This window comes from Lentzea sp. NBRC 102530, assembly GCF_030269365.1.
Lineage (GTDB): Bacteria > Actinomycetota > Actinomycetes > Mycobacteriales > Pseudonocardiaceae > Lentzea.
This window is the reverse complement of record NZ_BSTF01000014.1, coordinates 34,753-56,220: the sequence shown is the minus strand read 5'-3', so window position 1 is coordinate 56,220 and position 21,468 is coordinate 34,753. Positions and strand designations below refer to the sequence as shown.

The following is a 21,468-nucleotide window of genomic DNA, read 5'->3' as shown; positions in this document are numbered from 1 at the left end:
GCGACGGCAGGTTCCTAGACCTTCAGGAGCAGGTTCGGCGAACCCGTCCTGATGTCGGTCAGCTTGTTCGGCGTGGCCGCGCCGACCAGGGCGTTGCGCACCTGGGCGGGCGTCGCGGACGGGTTGGCGCTCAGGTAGAGCGCGGCCGCTCCGGCGACGTGCGGGGAGGCCATCGACGTGCCGCCCATGGACCGCGTGCCCGTGTCGGTGCTGTGGGAAGCGCTCACGATGTCGCTGCCCGGTGCCCAGATGTCGAGGCACGTGCCCCAGTTCGACGAGCCGGCCGTCCAGATCGAACGCTTGTCGTCGCGGTCGGACGCGCCGACGGTGATCGCCTCCGGCGTGCGGGCCGGGGTGAAGTTGCAGGAGTCCTGGCCGCTGTTGCCACCCGCGAGCACGTAGGTGAAGCCCGCGCTGATCGACCGCCTGACGGCGTTCTCCAGCGAGGCGTTCGTGCCGCTGCCGCCGAGGCTCATGTTGACGACGGCGGGCTTCTTGCCGTTGGCCGTCACCCAGTCGATGCCGCGGATGATCGTGTCCCACGGGCCGCTGCCGTTGCAGTCGAGCACGCGGACGCCGACCAGCTTGGCCTTCTTGGCGACGCCGTAGGTCTTGCCGCCGACCGTGCCGGCGACGTGCGTGCCGTGGCCCTGGCAGTCCTGCGCGACGGAGTCGTTGTCGATGAAGTCGTAACCGTCGGTGGCCCGGCCCTCGAATTCGGAATGCGTTTTCCTGATTCCGGTGTCGAGAACGTACGCGTTCACGTTCGACGCGGTGTTCGGGTAGGTGTACGACTTGCTGAGCGGCAGGTTCGCCTGGTCGATCCGGTCGAGGCCCCAGACGGGGTTCGACTGCGTGGCCTGGATCGTGGCGACCGTGTTGCGCTCGACGAATTCGACGTCCGGGTCGGCGGCGAGCCTGCGAGCCTGGCGGTCGGACATTCCGGTGACCGAGAACCCGTTCAGCGCGGCGCTGTAGGTGTACTTCACCTTGCCCTGGTAGCGGGACGCCAACGCGCTGGCAGGGGTGCGCGCTCCGTCCTTCAGCACCACGATGTAGCTGCCCTCGACCGCCTGCGTGCCCGAGCCGGGCAGAACTGCTTCCTCAGCGATCGCGGTGGGCGTCCACATCGCCGTGGAAGCGATGCCCAATGCCGCGGCGATGGCGACATGACGCCGAAGTGCCATGGGTTCCTCCTGGCAGGGAATGAACTGGGGAACACGAAGAAACTAACGCGAGTTGTGCGCTGGATAACAGGTTCGAAACTTCTGTTTTCAATACTGTCAAAACTGTGGCGACACCGTTTTCCAGTACGCGCTGTGCTTGGGCGGGCCGGATTCGATCACGGGCCGTAGCATTTGCTTTGTGCCGGAATTCGCGGAGGCGTTGACGAGGGCCGTGGAGGCGAGCGGCCTCAGCCTGGAGCGGATCCAGCACCACCTGGAGGCGCGCGGCGTGCAGGTGAGCCTGTCGACGCTGTCGTACTGGCGGCGCGGCCGGAGCCGTCCGGAACGCCCGGAGTCGTTGCACGCCGTGGCCGTTCTCGAAGAGGTCCTGTCGGTGCCCCGGGGCGCGTTGACCGGCCGGCTGGGGGCTCGCCGGCCGCGCGGCCGCTGGGTGGACCGGGCCACCGCACTGGAGGGCATCTGGCAGGAGGCCGCCCTCGACCTGGGCCGCGCCATCGCCCGCGTCGACCACCTCACCGCGGCCCCGGCGCGCTACCTCACCGTGCGGGACGTGACCGTGATCGGCCCCGACCGCCGCGAGACCGAGATGCGCACCAGCGCCGTCATCGAGGCGTTCGAGGACGGCGTCGACCGCATCCTCGTCTCGCGCTCCGCGGACCTCACCGACCTGTCCGCGGGCGAGGTCCACGCGCTGAAGTCGTGCCGCCTCGGCCGAGTCCGCCGCGACGAGGAGCACAAGCTGATCGTCGCCGAGGTCATCCTCGACCGCGTGCTGCGCGCGGGCGACACCGCGCTGGTCGACCTCCGCTACACCTCCGACCCCGGCGCCGACAGCTTCACCGCGGACCGCGGCTTCGTCCGCCCGTTGCGCGACTACGTGCTGGAGGTCGAGTTCCACCCGGACGCGGTTCCGGTGCGCTGCCACGGTTTCAGCCGCGTTTCCGCCGACGGCCCGCTCGTCGACGGCGGCGAACTGTGGATCGGCAGCTCCGCGTCAGCGCACCTGGTCGTGCGCGAGGCGCAGCCCGGTTCCGTGCACGGCATCCGGTGGGAATGGCGGTAGCTGGAGCAACTCCACGTGGCGACGGGCCTCGCCGAGGGGCAGGGTGGGGACCATGGAGTACACGAACCTCGGCCGCAGCGGCCTGTCCGTCTCCCGCCTGTGCCTCGGCACGATGAACTTCGGTCCCGAGACGACCGAGGACGACAGCCACGCGATCATGGACCGCGCCCACGAGCACGGCCTGAACTTCTTCGACACGGCCAACGTCTACGGCTGGAAGATGGGCGAGGGCGTCACCGAGAACATCATCGGCCGCTGGTTCGCCAAGGGCGGCACCCGCCGCGAGCGCACCGTCATCGCCACCAAGCTCTACGGCAGCATGGGCGAGTGGCCCAACGAGACCAAGCTCTCGGCCCTGAACATCCGCCGGGCCTGCGACGCCTCGCTGAAGCGCATGCAGACCGACTACATCGACCTCTACCAGATGCACCACGTGGACCGCGCGACGCCGTGGGACGAGATCTGGGAGGCCTTCTCCGTCCTGCGCCAGCAGGGCAAGGTCATCTACTTCGGCTCCTCGAACTTCGCCGGCTGGCACATCGCCCAGGCCGCGGAGGCCGCTCGCACCCGCGGCTTCCTCGGGCTGGTCTCCGAGCAGTCCATCTACAACCTGCTCAACCGGTACGTCGAGCTCGAGGTCCTGCCCGCCGCCCGCCACTACGGCCTGGGCGTCATCCCGTGGTCGCCCCTGCAGGGCGGCCTGCTGGGTGGCGTGCTGCGCAAGCAGCGCGAGGGCGGCGCGTCCCGGTCGCTGGCCGAGCACCAGCAGAAGGTGCTGACGCGCAACCAGGAATCCGTTGAGGCGTACGAGAAGCTGTGCGCCGACCTCGGCGAGGACCCGGCCAACGTGGGTCTTGCCTGGCTGCTGCACCAGGAAGGGGTGACGGCGCCGATCATCGGGCCGCGCACCATCGAGCAGCTCGACAACTCGTTGCGGGCGGCGGAGCTGAAGCTCGACGCCGATGTGCTGGCGAAGCTGGACGAGCTGTTCCCGGCACCGGGGCCGAACGGCTCGAAGCCGGCACCGGAGGCCTACGCCTGGTAGACCAATCCCCGGCCTCCCGGCCGCACGCGGGGACCTTTCGTTCGCGTGGAGTGCGCGAAGAGGCCCCGCGTGCGGTCAGAACAGCGAGTGGCGGATTGATGCTGCTTCGCGGTGCCTAGTCCTCGAAGTCGTCGTCATCGCGCGCGAGGAACGTCGCGAAGCGCTCGATCGGCGTCTCGAACTCCGGGTTGGCGTCGACGAACTCGCGCAGCTTGTCCGCGAGCCACGCGAAGGAGACCTCCTCCTCGCCGCGCCGCTTCTCCAGCTCTTCGATGCCGCGATCGGTGTGGTACATGGCAGAACTCCTGTGAGGGCTTGAGAAAGCGAACCGCCGGACCCCTGCGGAGGAATCCGGCGGCTCGTTCGGTCAACCGAGGCTCACTCGAACGCGCGCGTGATGATCTCGCGCTGCTCGACCTCGTGCACCTTGCTCGAACCGGCCGACGGCGCGGCCATCGGACGGCGCGACACGCGGCGGACGGTGCCGAGGTGCTCCGGGAGGAGTTCCGGCAGGGCCAGGCCGTAGAACGGCCACGCGCCCTGGTTCGCCGGCTCCTCCTGCACCCAGCGGACGTCCTTCGCGTTCGGGTAGCGCTCCAGGGTCTCGGTCAGCTTGCGGGCCGGGACCGGGTAGAGCTGCTCGACGCGCACGATCGCCACGTCGCCGCCGCCGCGCTTCTCGCGCTCGGCGTGCAGCTCGTAGGAGATCTTGCCGCTGCACAGCAGGACCTTCGTGACCGCGTTCGGGTCCTTGATCGTCGGGTCGTCCATCACCGAGTGGAAGCGGTCGTCGGTGAACTCGGCCGTGCTGCTGACGGCGGCCTTGAGGCGCAGCATCGACTTCGGCGTGAACACCACGAGCGGCCGGTCGACGCCGTCGAGGGCGTGGCGGCGCAGCAGGTGGAAGTAGTTCGCCGGGGTCGACGGCACCGCGACGGTCATGGAGCCCTCGGCGCACAGCTGCAGCCAGCGCTCGATGCGGCCCGACGTGTGGTCGGGGCCCTGGCCCTCGTGGCCGTGCGGCAGCAGGATCACGACGTCGGAACGCTGACCCCACTTGGCCTCACCGGACGAGATGAACTCGTCGATGATCGGCTGCGCGCCGTTGACGAAGTCACCGAACTGCGCCTCCCACAGGACCAGTGCCTGCGGGTTCGCGACCGAGTAACCGTACTCGAAGCCGAGCGCGGCGAACTCCGACAGCACCGAGTCGTAGACCATGAACTTGCCCTGGTCGTCCGACAGGTTCTGCAGCGGCGTGTAGTCCTCGCCCGTCTTGCGGTCGATCAGGGTCGCGTGGCGCTGCACGAACGTGCCGCGGCGCGAGTCCTGGCCGGCCAGACGGATGTTGCGGCCCTCGATCGCGAGCGAACCGAAGGCGAGCAGCTCGGCGAACGCCCAGTCGATGCCGCCCTCGCGCGCCATCTTGGCGCGGCGGTCGAGCACCGGCTTGACGCGCGCGTGCGGCGTGAAGCCCTCCGGCAGGTTCACGTGGGCGTCGGCGATGTGCTCCAGCACCTCACGGGTGATGTGCGTGGGCAGCTTCGCCGGGATCTGCTGCTCGGCCTCCACCGACGGGCTGACCGTCACCGGGTGCTTCTCGAGCTCGCGGACCTCGTTGAAGACGTGCTCCAGCTGGCTGGAGAAGTCCTGCAGCGCCTTCTCGGCCTCTTCGACCGTGATGTCGCCGCGGCCGATCAGGGACTCGGTGTAGGTCTTGCGCACCGAGCGCTTCTGGTCGATCACGTCGTACATCGCCGGCTGCGTCATCGAGGGGTCGTCGCCCTCGTTGTGGCCGCGGCGGCGGTAGCAGACCATGTCGATCACGACGTCCTTGTGGAACGCCTGGCGGTACTCGACGGCCAGCTTCGCGACCCAGTAGCAGGCCTCGGGGTCGTCGCCGTTCACGTGGAAGACCGGCGAACCGATCATCTTCGCGACGTCGGTCGAGTACTTCGAGGACCGCGAGTGCTCCGGCGCGGTCGTGAAGCCGACCTGGTTGTTCACGACGATGTGCACGGTGCCACCGGTGCGGTAGCCGCGCACGAGCGCCAGGTTCAGCGTCTCGGCGACGACGCCCTGGCCCGCGAACGCCGCGTCACCGTGCAGGGCGACCGGCAGGACGGGGAAGAAGTCGCCGCCCTTGTCGAGCATGTCCTGCTTGGCGCGGACGATGCCCTCGAGGACCGGGTCGACCGCCTCGAGGTGCGACGGGTTCGCCGTCAGCGACACCTTGGTCTCGCCGTCGCCGAACATCCGGAAGTACTTGCCCTCGGCACCGAGGTGGTACTTCACGTCGCCGGAGCCGTGCGCCTGACCGGGGTCGAGGTTGCCCTCGAACTCGCGGAAGATCTGCGAGATCGGCTTGCCGACGATGTTCGCGAGGACGTTGAGGCGGCCGCGGTGCGGCATGCCGATGACGACCTCGTCGAGCTCGTGCTCGGCGGCCTTGTCGAGCACCGCGTCGAGCAGCGGGATGACGGTCTCGCCGCCCTCCAGCGAGAAGCGCTTCTGGCCGACGTACTTCGTCTGCAGGAACGTCTCGAAGGCCTCAGCCGCGTTGAGCTTGCTGAGGATGTACTTCTGCACGGTGGCCGGCGGCTTCTCGTGCGGAACCTCGACGCGCTCCTGGATCCAGCGGCGCTCTTCGGGCTCGAGGATGTGCATGTACTCGACGCCGACGGTGCGGCAGTACGAGTTGCGCAGCACGCCCAGGATGTCGCGGAGCTTCATCCGCTCCTTGCCGGCGAAGCCGCCGACCGGGAACTCGCGGTCGAGGTCCCACAGCGTCAGGCCGTGGCTGAGCACGTCCAGGTCGGCGTGCGAGCGCTGGCGGTAGTTCAGCGGGTCCGTGTCGGCCATGAGGTGGCCGCGGGTGCGGAACGCGTCGATCAGCTCGATGACGCGGGCCGTCTTGTCGACAGCGCCCTCGGGGATGTCGGCGACCCAGCGGATCGGCTCGTAGGGCAGCCGCAGCGACGCGAAGATGTCGTCGTAGAAGCCGTCCTCGCCCAGCAGCAGCTGGTGCACGCGCTTGAGGAACTCGCCCGACTCCGCGCCCTGGATGATGCGGTGGTCGTACGTGCTGGTCAGCGTGATGATCTTGCTGACACCCATGTCGGTGAGCGCCTGCTCGCTGGTGCCCTGGAAGTGCGCGGGGTACTCCATGGCGCCGACGCCGATGATCGCGCCCTGACCGGCCTGCAGGCGCGGCACCGAGTGGTTGGTGCCGATCGTGCCCGGGTTGGTCAGCGAGATCGTGGTGCCGGAGAAGTCGTCCGCGGTCAGCGACCCGGCGCGGGCCTTGCGGATCAGGTCCTCGTAGGCCTGCCAGAACTGCGTGAACGTCATGTTCTCGCAGCCCTTGACCGACGCGACGACGAGCGTGCGGCTGCCGTCCTTGCCGGGCAGGTCGATCGCCAGGCCGAAGTTCACGTGCTCCGGCGTGACGACGAACGGCTTGCCGTCCACCTCGGCGTAGTGGCGGTTCATGTTCGGGTACGCCTGCAGCGCCCGGACGACCGCGTAGCCGATCACGTGGGTGAAGGAGACCTTCCCGCCACGCGTCCGCTTCAGGTGGTTGTTGATGACGATGCGGTTGTCGGCCAGCAGCTTGGCGGGCACGGCGCGCACGCTGGTCGCGGTCGGAACGGTGAGCGACAGCTCCATGTTCTTCGCGATCGCGGCGGAGGCACCGCGCAGCTGCTTCTGCTCGGGCTGCGCGCTCGGCTTCACCGGGGCGGCCTTCGCGGCCTGCTGCGGCGCGGGCTTGCCGGTCGACGGCAGCGTGGCCGCCGGCTTCGGCTGCGGCTGCGCGGCAGGCTTGGGTGCGGCGGCGGGCGCGGGCTTGGCGGTGTCCGCCGCCGGCGGCGTCACGGTCGCGGTCGTGGTGGCCGTGGAGCCACCCGCGCTGGCCGTGGCGGCACTGCCGTTGCCGCCCGCACGCTTGTAGTCGGCAAAGAAGTCATGCCATGCCGGGTCTACGGATGACGGGTCCGCGAGGAACTGCTCGTACATCTCCTCGACGAGCCACTCGTTCGGCCCGAATTGTGACGCAGGACTGCTGCTGGACACGGCTGGCGCTCGCCTCTATCCATCTCGCTCTTGGTGATGACTCATGCGGTAGTCAGGTTAGTCCCCCTGACACAGGCCTTCACACGCTGGAGGCACCTGGCAAGGAGTGCTCTGTCACAGGATCGATCAGGACGGGCCCGTCGTCACCCGCTGTTGAGCAATTCTTGATGTGCGTCTCACTACGTCGCCTCCCTTTCGGGTAATGCACGCTGACCTGTTGGAGGGGCATACGCACCCAGCGCGCCGATCAGTTCACGATAGGTACATCGCCGTCGCCCTGCGGATTGATCTTGAACGGCCTCGTGCGTTCACGTGGATCCGTGCTCGTTCACGCCAGTGAACCGAGCAGCGAGCTGGTCATCGCCTGGACGAAGCGGGTGCGGATGTCGTCGGTGGTGCGGTCGAGCGACAGGTACGGGTTGAGGTCCTCCAGCTCGACCAGGAGCAGGTCGCCGCTCTGGGTGCGGCAGGCGTCGACCCGCTGAACACCGTGGGGGAGGGCGTTCCAGGTGATGAACTTCCGGGCGAATTCCAGATCTGCTCCGGACGGGGTGTAGAGGGTCAGTTCCCACCGCTTGGCCGGGTCGGGGGCGTGCAGGGCGTACTGGAAGTCGTGGTCCACGAAGTAGAACGAGACCTCGTACCGGAAATCGATCTTGGGTTGGACGAGGGTGTCCGACGGGTTTTCGCGAGTGGATTCGCGGTTTCGGGCTGCGCGGCTTTCCAGGCTTTCTCTGGTGTGGAACTCCAGGCCGTGGGAGTCGGCGCCCGCTTTCGGCTTCACCACGTAGGTCGTGGGAACTGGTTGGCCGGTGAGGTTCGCCAGGCGGTCGAGAGCGGCGAGGTCGGCCAGGTCGTCGATGGTGGGGATGACCGGGTAGCCCTCGTTCGCCAGGTCGACCAGGTACTGCTTGCCGGCCATGTCCGCCTTGCCGGTCAACGGGTTGTAGACGCGTTGGCCCGTTGCTCCGGCTTCGGCGCGGAAGGTGGCGTAGGCGGCGGGGTAGTCGATCACCGGGCCGCTGTTCCTCACCACGACCGTGTCGTAGGCCCGCATCAGGCGGGTGGCGTCTTCCGGGTGGGTGATGGCCAGGTCGAAGGTGTGTCTCAGGTTCGAGGTCAGGTAGATGTCCTCGTCGCAGTAGCGGCGGCCTTTGGCCGGGTAGGCGAGGTTGGAGACGTACAGGACGGTGGGGCGGGACATGGTCGCCTCCTTCGGGTTCACGGCACGGCACCGCACCGGCTGGTCGGTTTCAGCCGGGAACGTCGGCTCGCCTGCCTTGGTGCGGTGGTGCGGCGCGGTCAGCTGCTGCGTTCGGCTGGTTGGCCGACTGGTTCCGGGGTGTCGCCGTGGTGCCACAAACGGGCGTAGGTGCCGTCGGCCGCCAGGAGGGCGGCGTGGGTGCCCTCTTCGATCACCTGGCCGTTGGCCAGGACCAGGATTCGGTCTGCCTTCGCCGCTGTGGCCAGTCGGTGGGCGACCACGAAGGTGGTTCTCGGGCCCGTCAGGTGGTCGCTGGCCGCCAGCACCGCTGATTCCGTGGCCGGGTCCAGGGCTGCCGTCGCCTCGTCCAGCAGGAGGAGGTCCGGGTTCACCAGTTCCGCCCTGGCCAGGGCCACCAGTTGGCGCTGGCCCGCTGACAGGTGGTTGCCCCGTTCGCCCGCTTCGTGGCGGAAGCCGTTCTGGAGGCCGGCGACCATGGGGAGGGCGCCCACCGATTCGGTGGCCTGCTGGATTTCTCGTTCTGTCGCCGTGGGGCGGCCGTAGGCGACGTTGGTGGCTATGTCGCCGCCGAACAGGTGTGCCTCCTGGGGGACCACGCCCAGGCGTTGGCGGTAGGAGGAGAGGTCGTAGGTCCTGACGTCCTCGCCGTCCACCAGGACCGTGCCCTCGGTGGCGTCGTAGAAGCGGGCGATCAGTTTGACCAGGGTGGATTTGCCCGCGCCTGTTTCGCCCACCAGGGCCACCGTTTCGCCTGCTGGTACGTGCAGGCTCACGTTCTTCAGCGCTGGGGTTTCCGCTCCTGTGTAGGTGAAGCTCACGTTGCGGAGCTCCACCTCGCCCCTGAGGTGGGGTGGGACCGGGATCGGGTGCTGCGGCGGTTCCACCGTGCTCGGGGTGCGGAGGAGGTCGCCGATCCTGCGGAGGCCCACCCTGGCCTGTTGGTAGCCGTCGAAGACGCCGGAGAGTTGCTGGATCGGGCTGAAGAACAGGCCCAGGTACAGCAGGAACGCCAGCAGCACGCCCGGCGTCAGGGTGCCGGTGGCCACCCGGTGGGCGCCCACGGCCAGCACCACCGCTTGGGCCACGCCCGAAAGCATTGCCACGAACGGGAAGTAGGTGGCGATGTAGCGCTGGGCCCGCAGGCGGGAGCGGCGGTAGGCGTCGCTGCGTTCGGCGAAGGCTTCGGCTGAGCGGCGCTCCCTGGTGTAGGCCTGGGAGGTGCGCAGGCCCGAGACGTTCTCCTGGAGGTCGGCGTTGACGGCGCTGACGCGCTCTCTCGCTTCCGCGTAGGCGGTGGAGGAGAGGCGCTGGAAGATCACGGTGGCCACGGCCAGGACCGGGAGCACCGACAGGGCGATCAGGGCCAGCGACGGGTCGGTGACCACCAGTGCCGCGGTGATGCCCAGCACGGTGATCAGGCTGATCACCGCCGTCACGAGGCCTGTTTGCAGGAACGTGGAGAGGGCGTCCACGTCCGTGGTCATCCTCGTCATGATGCGGCCCGCCATCTCGCGCTCGTAGTAGTCGAGGCCGAGGCGTTGCAGGTGGGCGTAGCTGCGGACCCTGAGCAGGTAGAGGAGGCGTTCGCCCAGGCGGGCGGCGTAGATCGTGCTCCCCGCGGTGGTCAGCCAGCCGATCGCCACCAGGCCGACGCCCAGACCGACGGCCAGCCAGACGACCGATTCGGCGTTGCTGACCACGCCGCCGTCGATGCCCAGGCGGACCAGGGACGGCATGCCCATGCCCACCAGGGCGTCCAGGACCACCAGGGCCGCCACGCCGGCCAGGGCCCAGCGGACCGGGGCCAGGAGGCGGGCCAGGCGGAACGCCGGGTCCGGCGCCCTCGGGTCTTCGCCGTGCAGGACCGGGGTCTCGGTGGCCGGGGGGAGCTTGCGGACCTGGGCCAGCAGTTCCGGCGTGGGCGGGCCGCCCGCCAGCGCTGCCATGCCGGCGCCGGGGCCTCCGCCACCTCCTGCGGCGCGGCGGCCCGAGACGGCCGGGGTGGACGTCTTGGCCGCGGCCATCAGACGTTCGTCGCGGTCGGCCTGGGTGAGCGTCGGCCACAGGGTGCCGGTGGAGGCGGGGGTGGTGGACTCGATGGCCTCGCCCGGGCCCGCCAGCAGGTCTCGGTAGAGGGCGCAGCGGGCGGTCAGTTCGGCGTGGGTGCCGATGTCGACCACTTCGCCCGCGTCCAGCACCGCGATGCGGTCGGCCAGGGACAGCGTCGATCGGCGGTGGGCCACCAGAAGGGTGGTGCGGTGCGCCGTCACGGACGCCAGCGTCGCGTGGATCGCGGCTTCGGTGGCGTTGTCGACGGCCGAGGTGGCGTCGTCGAGCACCAGGATCCTCGGGTCGGCGAGCAGCGCCCTGGCCAGGGCCACTCGCTGGCGCTGGCCGCCGGAGAGGGTCAGGCCCCGCTCGCCCACCACCGTGTCGTAGCCCTGGGGGAGGGCCTCGATGAAGTCGTGGGCCTCCGCCGCCTTCGCCGCTCGCTCCACCTCGGCCCTGGATGCGTCCGGGTTGCCGTAGGCGATGTTGGAGAAGATGGTGTCGGAGAAGAGGAACGCCTCTTCGAACACGACGCCGATCGCGCCGCGCAACGACTCCAGGGTCAGGGTGCGCACGTCCGCGCCGCCCACGGTGACCGAACCCGCGTGCACGTCGTAGAAGCGGGGCAGCAGCAGGGAGACCGTCGACTTGCCGGAACCCGCGGTGCCCACGAGGGCCAGGGTCTCGCCGGGTGCCACCGAGAGCGTGAAGTCCTTCAGGACCGGTTCGCTGCGGGCGTAGCCGAAGCTCACGTCCGAGAACGCGATGCCCAGCGGGCCGGGCGGCACCTCGTCCGGGCCGTCCTGCACGTCCGGCTGCGAGTCGATCAGCTCGTAGACGCGTTCCACACCCGCCCTGGCGAGCTGCGCGGACACCATCAGGCTCGACAGCAGGCGCGTCGGGCCCACCAGGTTCGCCACGTAGGTCGTGAAGGCGAGGAACGTGCCCAGCGTGACCTGGCCGTGCAACGCCAGCCAGCCGCCGAGGCCCAGCACCGCCACCTGGCCGAGCAACGGCAGCGCCGTCACGGTCGCCAGCGGCTTGGACGACAGCCGGGCGGCGCGCATGCGTTCCGCGAACAGGGACTTGGCGTGCTTCTCCAGCCTGGCGACCTCGCGGGCCTCCTGGCCGAAGCCCTTCACCACGCGCACGCCGGTGACGGTCTCCTCGACGTGCTGCGCCAGGTCGGCCGCCCGCTGCTGCGCCGACCAGGTGGCCGGGAACAGCGTCAGCCGGGTGCGGCCCGCGAGCCACGCCACCAGCGGCAGCACGATCACCGCGATGATCGTCAACGGGATCGACAGGTAGATCATCGCCGCCAGCGCGGCCACCGCGAACACCACCGTGCCCACGGCCAACGGCGCCATCATCAGCAACGACTGCACCAGCTGCAGGTCCGTGATCGAGCGCGACACGATCTGGCCGGTGCGCAGCTCGTCCTGCTTCGCGCCGTCCAGCCGCTGCACCGCGGAGAACACGCCCAGCCTCAGGTCGTGCTGCACGCCCAACGCCAGCCGGCCGCCCAGGTAGCGCCGTAAAAACGCCGAACCGAACGTCAGCAGCTCCAGCACGATCAACGCGACCATCAACGGCCACAGTCGATCGGTGCGGCCGTCCGTCGAGTCGTCGATCGCCGTCTTGAGCAGCAACGGACCCGCCGCCTGAAGACCCACGCCGACGACCGCGGCGAGCACCGACAGCACCACCAGGCGGGGGTGCTGCCAGCACGCGGCGGCAAGTCGGCGGATCCAGCCCTTCGTCACGGATCCCACAGTACGGTCGGGGTCCGACATAAAACTGTGACGTCAGAAACCGCAGGTCAGGTGATGTCCTTCTGGGTCATCCGGGCCCAGCCGCCGCCGAACGAGGCCGCGACCCAGGCGAAGAAGATCAGCCCGGACAGCCACCACGCCTGCGCGCCACCGGCACCCGCGATGATCCGCAGGAAGTCGATGCCCTCCTCCGGCACGACCCCGGCCTTCGCCATGAACAGGTCGACCACGACCGAGCCGGTGAGCCCGTTCACCGAGCCGTTCGGCAGGAACCCGACGACGGTCTCCGGCGTGCCCGAGAGCCGCAACCCGAACTGCACCGCGTTCTCGATCACCAGGAAGTACATGATCAGCAGCACGACCACGCCCGCCGCGTTCGGGAGCAGCGCGCCCAGGCCGACGCCGAACATCGTCATCAGGATCGACGCGAGCACGCACGCCAGCGCGAGCATCGCCCAGTCGCCGATTCCCGGCATCTGGCTGGAACCGCTCGTGAGCACCACGCCGAGCGCCACGGCCGCGATGGTCGCGATGCCGTAGATCGCGCCCCAGAGCGCGTAGACCAGCAGCTTCGCCAGCATCGCCTGCGCACGGTTCTGCGCCGTCAGGAACGTCGTGGTGATCGTCCGAGTGCCGATCTCGTTCGCGACCGCCATCGCCCCGAACACCAGCGGGAACAACGTGACGATGTTGATCGTCCTGCCGATGCCCAGCAACGAGAACTTCCACTGGTCCGGCGTCACCCCGAGCACGTCGGAGAGCTGCTCGGCCTCCGCGGACGTGGTGAACTCGATCATCAGCTGGCCGAAGCCGCCGGACAGCAGCCCGCCGCCCAGCGCCACCAGCACCGTCGGGATCAGCAGGCCCCACCACAGGCCCGTGGTCGTGATCTTGCGGAGCTCCGCCTGCACGAGGTCGTTCATCGAGCCCACCCACCCTGCTGGTACGGCGCCGGCACGTGCCCGGCGTACTGGCCGCTGGTGAGCCGGAAGAAGAGCTGTTCCAGGTCGACCTGCTCCTCCTGGATGCCGTAGATCGACACGCCGGCCCGCAACGCGCAGTCCGCGACGTGCTTCGAGTCCACCCCGGACACGGCGAGCCGCCCGTCCGGCAGCTGCTCGATCGCCGTCACGCCTTCCGCCTGCAACGCGCCCGCGAGCGCACCGATGTCCGACGGCTGCACGAGCACGCGGCGTTGTTGTTGCTGGCGGAGCTGCTCCAACGGCCCGTAGTAGACGGTCTGCCCGCGCGAGACGATCACGACCTGGTCGACGGTCTGCTCGACCTCCGCCAGCAGGTGGCTGGAGATCAGCACCGTGCGGCCCATCCGCGCGAACGACTGCAGGAAGTTGCGCAGCCACGCGATGCCCTCGGGGTCGAGGCCGTTCGCCGGCTCGTCGAGCACCAGCACCTGCGGATCGCCGAGCAACGCCGTGGCGACGGCGAGCCGTTGCTTCATGCCGAGCGAGAACCCGCCGACGGACCGGTCGGCGGCCGACCCGAGGCCGACCAGGGTGAGCACCTGGTCGGCCTGCGCGTCGGGCACGCCGATCGCCGCCGTGTAGACCCGCAGGTGGTTGCGCGCTGTGCGACGCGGGTGGAAACCCTGCGCCTCGAGCACCGCGCCGACCACGCGACCGGGCCGGCCGAGCTGGTGGAACGGTCGTCCGTTGATCGTCGCCGTGCCGGAGGTGGGCCGCACGAGACCGAGCAGCATGCGCAGGGTCGTCGTCTTGCCCGCGCCGTTCGGGCCGAGGAAGCCCGTCACGCTGCCGGGTGACACGGTGAAGCTCAGGTTCTGCACCGCGGCCACGGGACCGAAGTGCTTGGTCAGGTTCTGGACCGCTATGAGGCCGCTGCCGTCATGCATGCGGCCCATCCTGCCTGAACGATCAGTCCGGCAAGGCGTGCTTGGGCCGGGACACGACGGGCGCGCGGTGCACGACCGGCGGTTCCGCCGCCACGACCGGGAGTTCGGTCGTCATCTCCGCAGGGGTCTCCTCCGGCAGTTCGATGACACCTGATCGAGTGAAGGGGTTGCGCAACGGCCGCCGCCGTTCGCGGTGCGGCAGCCCTTCCCCGATGAGGTGCTGGTGCGCCATGTTCCAGACCTGGCACGGCCACCGGCGGCGGCGCAACCAGCCGGGACACGCCTTGCACCGGCCGTCCTCGTCGGGCTGGTGCACCGTCAGCAGCAGGCGCCAGCCGTCCGCGAGGCGGTGGATCTCCGCGCGGGCCAACGGGACCAGTGCCTCGGCTTCTCCGTGCTCAGCGACCTTGTCCAGCAGTGCCAGGCGTTGCAGCACCGCGTCGCGCAGGGTCTCGTCCATCACATCTTCGCCGTGGCCTGGTCGAGCAAAGAGCCCAGCCGACGCGTCTGGGTGGCGGACATCACAGCTGTCTCGCCAGGAGGCGTGACCAGCAGAACCCGGTCGTTCTCCACCAGAACGGTCATCGATCTGTCGCGACCGAACGGGTCGTGGCAGTGGATCCATCCCTGTGGTTCAGCCATGGAATCTCCCTTCGAGGGACACCCGACTCCGTCTTCATCGGCCGAACCCCCTGCTCGCCGCACCGCGCGACTCGGAATTCACTCGTTTGCTGGACGGGCCGGACACGGGCAGTGGTCCACTCGGGGAAACTTTTGGGTCGCGTTTCGGCGGGGGTGCTGGGCGCGCCCCGCCAAGGCCCGCTATATTTGGTGACGGCGGCCCCGCTCCCAGTGACCCCCAGGCTGGTTGAGCGCGGCCGCCCTTTACGTGGCGGGCTCCGGTGCTCATTGGTCTTCGACCAATTTCGCCGGAGCCCGCAGTGTTGCTCGGGGGGACCCCCCGAGCCCCCGGGCCCATTGAAACTTCTTCGCGTCTGAAGCGAACCCTCGTTCTGGTCTGAGCGTAAAAGACTTGTGCCCAGGGGTCTCGTACGCTGTAAGTTCCTCGTACACCGTAAGGGGGAGGAACGATGACTTCGACGACCGAGAAGGCCGTGGTGCACCCGCACCCGCAACGCTGGGCCGTGCTCGGCGTGCTGTGCCTGTCCGTGATGGTCGTGGTGCTCGACAACACCGTGCTGAACGTGGCGATCCCGTCGATCTCCACCGGCCTGGACGCGAGCACCGCCGACATCCAGTGGATGATCAACGCCTACTCGCTCGCGCTGGCGGGCCTGCTGCTCACGACCGGGTCGTTGAGCGACCGGTTCGGCCGCAAGCGCGCGTTGCTGGTCGGCCTGGTGCTGTTCGGCACTGGCAGCGCGGTCGCGGCCTACGCGGGCTCGTCCGAGGCGTTGATCGCGGCCCGCGGGTTCATGGGGATCGGCGCCGCGGTGCTGATGCCGGGCACGCTGGCCGTGCTGATGCAGTTGTTCGACGACCGGGAACGCCCGAAGGCCATCGGCATCTGGGCCGCCGTCACGAGCCTCGGCTTCGCGGCCGGGCCGGTCATCGGCGGCGCGCTGATCAAGCACTTCTGGTGGGGCTCGGTGTTCCTGATCAACGTGCCGGTGGCGCTCCTCGCGATCGCGGCCGTCGCGTTCCTGGTGCCGGAGTCGAAGGACCCGACCGTGCGCAGGCCCGACGTGCTCGGCTCGATCCTGTCGATCGTCGGCATGGTGTCGATCGTGTACGCGGTGATCGAGGTACCGGAGCACGGGTTCGGCTCGGCCGAGTTCGGCGTGCCGGTGGCGATCGGGCTCGTCACCATGACCGGCTTCGCGTTGTGGGAACGGCACACCGCCGAGCCGATGCTGGACCTCGGGTTCTTCCGGAACCGCCGGTTCACCGGCGCGGTGGCGTCCGGGGTGCTCGCGGCGTTCGGCATGGCGGGCTCGCTCTTCCTTCTGACGCAACACCTCCAGGGCGTGCTGGGGTACAGCCCGCTGGAGGCGGGTGTGCGCGTGGCGCCGATGGCGATCGCGTTGCTCGTCACCAGCAACACGTTGGGACAGCTCGTGATGAAGCTCGGCGCGGGCCGGGCGATGGTGCTGGGCATGACGATCGTCGCGGGCGGCGTGCTGCTGCTGTCGATCGGCGACACCTACCCGCCGACGCTGGCCGGACTGGTACTGATCGGCGTCGGAGTCGGTGTGTCGCAACCCGTTGCGGTCAACGCCCTGATGGGGTCGATCCCGCCGGAACGCGCCGGCATCGCGTCCGGGCTGTCGGGCACGCTGACGGAACTGGGGTCCTCGTTCGGCATCGCCGTGCTGGGCGCGCTGCTGTCGGCGCGGTTCGTCGCGGCACTGCCGGACGGCGTGTCGGGGCGTTCGCTGCAGGAGGCGTTGCACAGCGGTGCGGACGTCACGGTCGTGCGCGAGGCGTTCTCGAACGGCATGAGCGTCAGCCTGATCATCGGCGCTGTCGCCGTGTTCCTGGGAGGTGTTGTGGCCAGCGTGCTGCTGCGACGTGCATAGGATCGCGACGTGGACAGCGTGTGGTTCGGGAAACCCAGGCCCAGCAGCGGCCAGCCCCTCGGCCTGAGCCGGGACGCCATCGTGCGCAAGGCGATGGAGATGCTGGACGCCGACGGCCTGCAGAAGCTGTCCATGCGCAAGCTCGCGGCGGCGCTCGGCGCGGCACCCATGTCGTTGTACTGGCACGTGCCGACGAAAGACGCGCTGATCGAGCTCTGCCTCGACGAGATCTACGGCGAGTTCCCGCTGCCGAGTCCTGAGGACGACTGGGAGGAGGCTGTGCGCGCGATGATGCACGCGATGCGTCAGCTCGCGCACAAGCACCCGTGGTGGATCCGCGGCATCGGCGAGTTCAACAGCATCGGCCCGAAGGCCGTGGCGATGAGCGACGCGATGCTGCAACCGATGCTGCGGGCCGGTCTGTCGCTGGGCGGCGCGGCGCGGTCGGTCTCGACGATCTCCAGCTTCGCGGTCGGGTACGCGATCGCCGAGGTCAACTTCACCGCCCGGGGCGGGATGGACTCACCGCCGCCGGACCTCGCGAAGATCGCGGACATGTACCGGGAGAAGCACCCGACCTACGTCACGATGCTGGACCAGCCGGAGATCTGGTCGTTGGAGGGGCAGTTCGAGTTCGGGCTGGACTGCGTGATCGACGGCATCAAGGCGCGCGTCGCGGCCCTCAGATAGGCGAAACCCCCGCAGCGATCCACGCGTGCGGGGGCCTCATTCATTCAGTTGGCTTTCAGACCACGGACTCCAGCGGCGTGTGCGGCAGACCGGTCGCCTCGGCCACCGGGCCGTTGGTGAGCTGTCCGGCGTGGACGTTCAGGCCCAGGGCGAGCGAACGGTCGTCCTTCAGCGCCTGCGTCCAGCCCTTGTCGGCCAGTGCGACGGCGTACGGCAGCGTCACGTTGGTCAGCGCGTAGGTCGAGGTGCGCGGCACGGCGCCCGGCATGTTCGCCACGCAGTAGAAGACCGAGTTGTGGACCTCGTAGGTCGGCTCGGCGTGCGTGGTCGGGCGCGAGTCCTCGAAGCAACCGCCCTGGTCGATCGCGATGTCGACGAGCACGGAGCCCGGCTTCATGTCGGCGACCAGCGCGTTCGAGACGAGCTTCGGCGCGGCGGCACCGGGGACGAGCACGGCGCCGATGACCAGGTCGGCCTCGCGGACGGCCTGCTCCACCGAGAACGCGTTGGACGCGAGCGTGCGCAGGCGGCCCTGGAACTGGGCGTCGATCTGGCGCAGGCGGTCGACGTTGGTGTCGAGGATCTGCACGTCAGCGCCCATGCCGACGGCGATGGTGGCCGCGTTGACGCCCGCCACGCCACCGCCGATCACGACCACGCGGGCCGGGGCGACACCGGGGACGCCACCGGGCAGCACGCCGCGGCCGCCGGAGGGCTTCATCAGGCTGAACGCACCGACCTGCGGGGCCAGGCGGCCCGCGACCTCGGACATCGGGGCGAGCAGCGGCAGCGCGCGGTTCGGCAGCTGCACGGTCTCGTAGGCGATGGCCGTGGTGCCGGACGCCAGCAGCGCCTCGGTCAGCGGCTTGTCGGCGGCGAGGTGCAGGTACGTGAAGAGGGTCTGACCGGCACGCAGGCGCGGGTACTCCTCGGCGATCGGCTCCTTGACCTTGAGAACCAGGTCACCCTCGGCCCACACGTCGTCGGCGGTCGCGAGGATCTTGGCGCCCGCGGCGAGGTACTCCTCGTCCGTGATCGCGGAACCGAGACCGGCACCCTGCTCGACGTAGACGTCGTGGCCGCGGCTGGTCAGCTCGTGCGCACCGGCAGGGGTGAGAGCGACGCGGTACTCGTGGTTCTTGATCTCGCGGGGAACTGCGATCCGCACGATGACTCCTCCGTTCGGTGGCCGACATCTCATAATCTGGGCCAGTCGCAAGGTCATGTCACTGTGCAGCTAGCACTATCCGGTAACCCCCTGGTTGTTCAGTTAGGACAGAGCGACCTGAGCGTTGTTCGCGTTCCACTCGACCGTTCCGCGTTGACACTCGGCGGGGGCCGCACATAGCGTTCGCGCCGAGAACTGAACACCGGCCGCGGCGCGCCAGCGCCAGAACCCGAGTGGGAGAGACCTCGACCGTTCGAGTCGGGGCGCCGAAGGGGCAAGCTCCCGCACACTCTCAGGCAGCAAGACCACTCGGGGTAGGCAACTCTGCACGGCGGAGGGGGCGCAAGTGTCCTGACCCGTCACAGCCAGAGGAGTCGCCGTGGAGTTCCCCGAGAACCTGCTCTACACCGTCGAACACGAGTGGGTCGACTGGACGCCGGGCACCCAGGACCCGCTGACCTGCGGAATCACCGAGTACGCCGCCGACGCCCTCGGCGACATCGTCTACGTGCAGCTGCCCGAGGTCGGTGCCAAGGTCGTCACCAACTCCGTGTGCGGCGAGCTCGAGTCCACCAAGTCCGTCAGCGACCTGTTCTCGCCCGTCACCGGTGAGGTCATCGAGGTCAACGACGCCGTCGTGCAGGACCCGGCGATCGTGAACAACGACCCGTACGGCGAGGGCTGGCTGTTCAAGGTCCGCGTCGAGTCGGCCGAGAACCTGCTCACGGCGGCCAAGTACGCCGAGCTCACCAAGACCGACTGACTCCGCTCCGCCCCACCACGAAGGACTGATCAGTGGCGATCAGCGTTTTCGACCTGTTCTCCGTCGGCATCGGACCGTCCAGCTCGCACACGGTCGGCCCGATGCGCGCGGCCGCGATGTTCATCGACAAGCTCGGCCCACAGCTGTCCACCGTGGACCGCGTGCACGTCCAGCTGTTCGGCTCGCTCGGCGCGACCGGCCACGGCCACGGCAGCCCGAAGGCCGTGTTCCTCGGCCTGGAGGGCAACCTCCCCGAGGAGGTCGACCCCTCCGCCGCCGCCGAACGCGTCGAGGAGATCATCTCGAGCGGTCGGCTGAGGCTCGGCGGCACGCACGAGATCGCGTTCACCCACGACCGCGACCTCGTCATGCACCGCCGCAAGTCACTCCCGTTGCACCCCAACGGGATGAGCTTCGAGGCGTTCGCGGACGGCAAGTCGGTCGAGCACGCCGTCTACTACTCGATCGGCGGCGGGTTCGTCGTCGACGAGAACGCGTCGGGCACCGACCGGATCAAGCCGGACACCACCCCGTTGCCGCACCCGTTCCTGACCGGCGACCAGCTCCTCGCGCGCTGCCGCGAGACCGGCCTGTCGATCAGCGAGATCATGATGGCCAACGAGCTGTCGTGGCGCACGGAAACCGAAGTGCGGGAAGGACTTCTGCACATCTGGCACGTCATGCAGGAGTGCGTCGAACGCGGCTGCACCGAGCAGGGCACCCTGCCCGGCGGCCTGAAGGTCCGCCGCCGCGCCGCCGAGATGCGCAAGCGCCTGGAGGGCGAGCACTTCGTCACCGACCCGTTGCGCGTCATGGACTGGGTGACCTTGTTCGCGTTGGCGGTCAACGAGGAGAACGCCGCCGGTGGCCGTGTCGTCACCGCGCCGACCAACGGCGCGGCCGGCATCGTTCCAGCGGTGTTGCACTACTACACGAAGTTCGTACCGGGTGCCTCCGACGACGGCGTGGTCCGGTTCCTGCTGACGGCGGGCGCGATCGGCGTGCTGTTCAAGGAGAACGCGTCGATCTCCGGTGCCGAGGTCGGCTGTCAGGGTGAGGTCGGGTCGGCCTGTTCGATGGCTGCGGGCGGTCTCGCCGAGGTTCTCGGCGGCACGCCCGAACAGGTCGAGAACGCCGCCGAGATCGCCATGGAGCACAACCTCGGGTTGACGTGCGACCCGATCGGCGGCCTGGTGCAGATCCCGTGCATCGAGCGCAACGCCGTCGCGTCCATCAAGGCCATCACGGCGGTGCGGATGGCGTTGCGGGGTGACGGCTCGCACTTCGTGTCGCTGGACAAGGTCATCAAGACCATGCGGGACACCGGCAAGGACATGTCGGTCAAGTACAAGGAGACGGCGCGCGGCGGACTCGCCGTGAACGTCATCGAATGCTGAACTCGATCATCAGATCGATGTTCTTCACCGCGTCCTGTGCGTCCGGACTGTCGATCGTGGACAGTCGGGCGCGCAGGGCCGGGGAGAGCAGCCAGTCGTGGATCGGTTGGTTGCTGTCGTCCCACATCATCCACGACATCGGACCAGCGCTGTACACGTACAGATCCGCGTAGGTGTCGGCAAGGACGGCGACGGCGTCGTCCTCGAAGGTGTCGGCGAGCCGCAGCCACGGAGCTATGTCCTGGTCCAGCTGCGCGGCGGCCTGGAGGAGCTCGTCCAGCTTCCACCGGCGCTCCGGATCACCGGCCGCCCGCACGACGACGTCGGTGACCAGCGTGCGCAGCGCGGTCTGCTCGTCCTCGGGCCAGCTGTCGAACCGCGCCCACTTCAACCCTGCGGTGAGCTTGTCGTCCGGATCCTGCTCCAGCACCCGGACCACGCGGTACCCGAGCCTGCGCCAGGCGAGCTCGTACTCGTCGCGGTCGAAGTGGTCGGTCGACTCCCACGCGAACTTGTGCACGATCTTGTCGGACAGCAGCTCGGGATCCCCGTCGAGCAGATCCAGCTCTTCCTGTTGCCAGCACCTCGTGCAGCCCTTCACCGCTCCAGCGTAAGAAGCGTGGAC

Annotated in this window: 17 protein-coding genes and 1 riboswitch; of the genes, 6 read left to right on the top strand and 11 right to left on the bottom strand. The window is 69.1% G+C overall.

Going from position 1 to position 21,468, the window contains the following annotated elements; translation table 11 throughout:
* Positions 1–14 precede the first annotated feature (14 nt).
* On the bottom strand, positions 15–1,187 hold the full coding sequence (locus QSK25_RS32090; protein ID WP_285643824.1) for a S8 family peptidase: 1,173 nt from the start codon (positions 1,185–1,187) through the stop codon (positions 15–17).
* A 178-nt stretch (positions 1,188–1,365) separates the two neighbouring features.
* Here QSK25_RS32090 and QSK25_RS32085 point away from each other — a divergent pair, with 178 nt between their 5' ends.
* Both QSK25_RS32085 and QSK25_RS32080 read left to right on the top strand, forming a co-directional pair.
* Positions 1,366–2,250, top strand: a complete 885-nt coding sequence (locus QSK25_RS32085) for a DISARM anti-phage system protein DrmE domain-containing protein (RefSeq protein WP_285643822.1) — start codon at positions 1,366–1,368, stop codon at positions 2,248–2,250.
* Between the two features lie 52 nt (positions 2,251–2,302).
* The gene (locus tag QSK25_RS32080; RefSeq protein ID WP_285643820.1) at positions 2,303–3,295 is read left to right on the top strand and encodes an aldo/keto reductase; all 993 of its coding nucleotides are present in this window, start codon (positions 2,303–2,305) and stop codon (positions 3,293–3,295) included.
* A 115-nt stretch (positions 3,296–3,410) separates the two neighbouring features.
* On the opposite strand, the gene QSK25_RS32075 is transcribed toward QSK25_RS32080, so the two are convergent.
* From QSK25_RS32075 to QSK25_RS32040, 8 genes are all read right to left on the bottom strand, one after another.
* Complete coding sequence (locus QSK25_RS32075) at positions 3,411–3,590, bottom strand: DUF6104 family protein (RefSeq protein WP_285643817.1); 180 nt, start codon at positions 3,588–3,590, stop codon at positions 3,411–3,413.
* A gap of 83 nt (positions 3,591–3,673) precedes the next feature.
* On the bottom strand, positions 3,674–7,369 hold the full coding sequence (locus tag QSK25_RS32070) for a multifunctional oxoglutarate decarboxylase/oxoglutarate dehydrogenase thiamine pyrophosphate-binding subunit/dihydrolipoyllysine-residue succinyltransferase subunit (RefSeq protein WP_285643815.1): 3,696 nt from the start codon (positions 7,367–7,369) through the stop codon (positions 3,674–3,676).
* A gap of 328 nt (positions 7,370–7,697) precedes the next feature.
* On the bottom strand, positions 7,698–8,573 hold the full coding sequence (locus tag QSK25_RS32065; RefSeq protein WP_285643813.1) for a hypothetical protein: 876 nt from the start codon (positions 8,571–8,573) through the stop codon (positions 7,698–7,700).
* A gap of 98 nt (positions 8,574–8,671) precedes the next feature.
* Positions 8,672–12,436: an ABC transporter ATP-binding protein gene (locus QSK25_RS32060; RefSeq protein ID WP_285643811.1), complete on the bottom strand. Its 3,765-nt coding sequence runs from the start codon at positions 12,434–12,436 to the stop codon at positions 8,672–8,674.
* A 26-nt stretch (positions 12,437–12,462) separates the two neighbouring features.
* Positions 12,463–13,338 carry a hypothetical protein gene (locus tag QSK25_RS32055; protein ID WP_285643809.1) on the bottom strand — a complete coding sequence of 292 codons (876 nt, stop codon included), beginning with the start codon at positions 13,336–13,338 and terminating at the stop codon, positions 12,463–12,465.
* Positions 13,335–14,285, bottom strand: a complete 951-nt coding sequence (locus QSK25_RS32050; RefSeq protein WP_285643807.1) for an ABC transporter ATP-binding protein — start codon at positions 14,283–14,285, stop codon at positions 13,335–13,337. Before QSK25_RS32050 ends, QSK25_RS32055 begins: the two co-directional genes overlap by 4 nt.
* A gap of 22 nt (positions 14,286–14,307) precedes the next feature.
* The gene (locus tag QSK25_RS32045; RefSeq protein ID WP_285643805.1) at positions 14,308–14,745 is read right to left on the bottom strand and encodes a hypothetical protein; all 438 of its coding nucleotides are present in this window, start codon (positions 14,743–14,745) and stop codon (positions 14,308–14,310) included.
* A complete protein-coding gene (locus QSK25_RS32040) occupies positions 14,745–14,927 on the bottom strand; it encodes a hypothetical protein (protein ID WP_045312139.1) in 183 nt (60 codons plus the stop codon). The genes QSK25_RS32045 and QSK25_RS32040 overlap by 1 nt, the downstream gene beginning before the upstream one ends.
* 449 nt (positions 14,928–15,376) lie before the next feature.
* Between QSK25_RS32040 and QSK25_RS32035 the strand changes: the two genes are divergently transcribed.
* Both QSK25_RS32035 and QSK25_RS32030 read left to right on the top strand, forming a co-directional pair.
* Positions 15,377–16,825, top strand: a complete 1,449-nt coding sequence (locus QSK25_RS32035) for an MFS transporter (RefSeq protein WP_285643788.1) — start codon at positions 15,377–15,379, stop codon at positions 16,823–16,825.
* Positions 16,826–16,834: 9 nt separating this feature from the next.
* On the top strand, positions 16,835–17,515 hold the full coding sequence (locus QSK25_RS32030; protein WP_285643787.1) for a TetR/AcrR family transcriptional regulator: 681 nt from the start codon (positions 16,835–16,837) through the stop codon (positions 17,513–17,515).
* A gap of 55 nt (positions 17,516–17,570) precedes the next feature.
* Here QSK25_RS32030 and ald read toward each other — a convergent pair whose 3' ends face one another.
* Positions 17,571–18,683: an alanine dehydrogenase gene (gene ald / locus QSK25_RS32025; protein ID WP_285643786.1), complete on the bottom strand. Its 1,113-nt coding sequence runs from the start codon at positions 18,681–18,683 to the stop codon at positions 17,571–17,573.
* A gap of 224 nt (positions 18,684–18,907) precedes the next feature.
* A riboswitch (glycine riboswitch) is annotated at positions 18,908–19,001 on the top strand.
* Positions 19,002–19,062: 61 nt separating this feature from the next.
* Between ald and gcvH the strand changes: the two genes are divergently transcribed.
* Positions 19,063–19,446 (top strand): glycine cleavage system protein GcvH, encoded by a 384-nt coding sequence (gene gcvH, locus QSK25_RS32020; RefSeq protein WP_285643784.1) that lies wholly within the window; start codon positions 19,063–19,065, stop codon positions 19,444–19,446.
* Between the two features lie 32 nt (positions 19,447–19,478).
* On the top strand, positions 19,479–20,843 hold the full coding sequence (locus QSK25_RS32015; RefSeq protein ID WP_285643781.1) for an L-serine ammonia-lyase: 1,365 nt from the start codon (positions 19,479–19,481) through the stop codon (positions 20,841–20,843).
* On the opposite strand, the gene QSK25_RS32010 is transcribed toward QSK25_RS32015, so the two are convergent.
* Positions 20,830–21,444: a hypothetical protein gene (locus tag QSK25_RS32010; RefSeq protein ID WP_285643779.1), complete on the bottom strand. Its 615-nt coding sequence runs from the start codon at positions 21,442–21,444 to the stop codon at positions 20,830–20,832. The two genes, QSK25_RS32015 and QSK25_RS32010, sit on opposite strands and share 14 nt — an antisense overlap.
* Between the last annotated feature and the right edge of the window lie 24 nt (positions 21,445–21,468).